Origin of the sequence: Moorena sp. SIO4E2, from assembly GCF_010671945.1 — a bacterium.
GTDB classification, from domain to species: Bacteria; Cyanobacteriota; Cyanobacteriia; order Cyanobacteriales; family Coleofasciculaceae; genus Moorena; species Moorena producens.
In genome coordinates this window covers 1-2,328 of sequence record NZ_JAAHIE010000888.1, presented here as the reverse complement: position 1 = coordinate 2,328, position 2,328 = coordinate 1, and the positions used below count along the sequence as shown (strand labels likewise).

General features: G+C 45.1%; 2 protein-coding genes. Both read left to right on the top strand.

Annotated elements, in window-relative coordinates; all coding sequences use genetic code 11:
• Nucleotides 1-923, top strand: a 923-nt coding sequence (locus F6K37_RS38630) for an SGNH/GDSL hydrolase family protein (protein WP_287256467.1), incomplete at its 5' end; no start/stop codon positions are given.
• A gap of 319 nt (nt 924-1,242) precedes the next feature.
• Nucleotides 1,243-2,289, top strand: coding sequence for a M42 family metallopeptidase (locus F6K37_RS38625; protein WP_287256465.1), 1,047 nt, complete (start codon nt 1,243-1,245; stop codon nt 2,287-2,289).
• Nucleotides 2,290-2,328 lie beyond the last annotated feature (39 nt).

The following is a 2,328-nucleotide window of genomic DNA, read 5'->3' as shown; positions in this document are numbered from 1 at the left end:
GAATTCCCCCCAGTCCACCTTATTTTGAGGGACGTTTTTCCAATGGTCCCAACTGGGTGGATTATCTCGCAGGGGATTTGGAATTAAACCCCACTCTGTTTACCACTATTCCCTCAGGTGCTATCACGACTCTTGGCATTAACTTCGCTGTTGGTGGTTCTACTACAGGCACTGAAAACACTATCGCTCTTACCTTCTCTGGATTAACAGGCTTACCAGGATTGGAACAGCAGATTGATGCGTTTACTCTTCCCCTGATACAATCCAGTCAGTCTGCTGACCCAGATGCTCTCTATATATTATGGGCTGGTGCTAATGATTATCTACCTACCCAAGGCAGTTTTGAACCCTTTACAGAAACTGACACCACCCTGGCAAATTTGTCAGATGCACTGCAAGACCTGACTGATGTTGGGGCTAAGAATATTATGGTCGTTAACTTGCCAGATTTGGGCAATACGCCCCTTGCTCTGGGAGTTGATGGACGTGTTCCTGGTACTACCGATGCCCTCAACACCTTAACAGAAGACCATAACTCTGGTTTGTCTGAACTACTGGATCAATTCAGTCAGACTCCCGACTCAGATGTCAATATCATCCCGGTTGATGTTAATTCTATATTTAGGGACATTCTGGCTCAGCCGACGGAATTTGGTTTCACCAATGTAACTAGTCCTTGTTTGAATATACCAGCACAATTTGTATGTGAGAATCCCGAGGAGTTTTTCTTCTGGGATTTACAACATCCAACTACTGGTGTTTATCGAATCATTGCGGATTTAGCCCTGTCAGCATTGAACGATCCAAACCCAGATAATAACCATTCACACCCAGCTAATGTTCCTGAACCAGCAATGGCTTTAGGTCTATTCGCCTTGGGGGCTTTAGGGATAGGTTCTAAGAGAATAGGGAAGAGGGAATAGGGAATAGGGAATAGGGAATAGGGAATTTAGAATTTAGAATTTAGAATCGGGAATCGGGAATTGGGAATCGGGAATCGGGAATCGGGAATCGGGAAAGACAGGGGAGTGTGGGAGGTGTGGGAAGTGTGGGGAGTTTGGGGAGTTTGTTATTAAGGGTAATTATCTCGATATGATATCAGATGAGCAACTGGCTCCCCAAGACAGCTTAGGTGCGCTTGACCCGTAATTAAATTCGCCACGGGTCGCACCTCTGCATCGCTTTTCGTCAATTCTTCTTCCCTGTTCCCTGTTCCCTGTTCCCTGTTCCCTATTCCCAACAATGACTAACAATTACGACCAACTGTTCAAAACCATAGAAGAGTTAGTTATGCACCATTCCCCCAGTGGTGCGGAAGAGGAAATTGACCAATTGTTACTGCATCGGTTTCAAGCTTTAGGGGTGGAAACTTGGCAGGATCGGGCTGGAAATGTCATTGCGAAAATCCCTGGTAAGGATGCTGGTGCTAGTCCCATTGCGATTACTGCTCATAAAGATGAAATTGGTGCCATTGTTAAACGGATTGCTGAAGCAGGACGGGTGGAAGTGCGCCGGTTGGGGGGTTCTTTTCCTTGGGTTTATGGTGAGGGTGTGGTGGATCTGTTGGGGGATAACTATACCATTAGTGGTATTCTATCTTTTGGCTCACGTCATGTTTCCCATGAATCTCCCCAAAAAGCGTTGCAGGATGATGCTCCTCTACGTTGGCAAGATGCCTGGATTGAAACGAAATGTAGTGCTACAGAATTGGCAGAGGCTGGGGTGCGTCCAGGGACTCGTATGGTGGTTGGTAAACATCGTAAGAGACCTGTGCGGCTTAAGGATTATATTGCTAGCTATACTCTGGATAATAAAGCATCCATCGCGATTTTGCTAACCTTAGCCCAACGGTTGAAAACTCCCGCAGTTGATACTTATTTGGTGGCATCAGCAAAGGAGGAAGTAGGGGCAATTGGGGCTTTGTATTTTACTCAGAATCAATCTCTAGATGCTTTGATTGCTCTGGAAATTTGTCCGTTGTCTGCGGAGTATCCCATCGAAGATGGACCAGCACCAGTGTTGCTCTCTCAAGATAATTATGGCATCTACGATGAAGGGCTAAATCGGGAATTGCAACAAGCGGCAGACAGTTGTGAGGTCCCGATTCAGTTAGCTGTTATTGATGGTTTTGGCTCTGATGCTTCCATCGCCATGAAGTTTGGTCATGTTGCTCGCGCTGCTTGCTTGAGTTTTCCTACCCAAAATACCCATGGTTTTGAAATTTCTCATTTGGGTGCGATCGCAAATTGTATCGAGATTCTTGAAACCTATAGTTCATTAAGAATTTAGAATTTAGAATTTAGAATTTAGAATTTAGAATTTAGAATT

What these genes read in the sequence shown, in the direction of transcription:
- F6K37_RS38625 (WP_287256465.1), top strand. Translation starts at nt 1,243, where the DNA reads ATGACTAACAATTACGACCAACTGTTCAAAACCATAGAAGAGTTAGTT.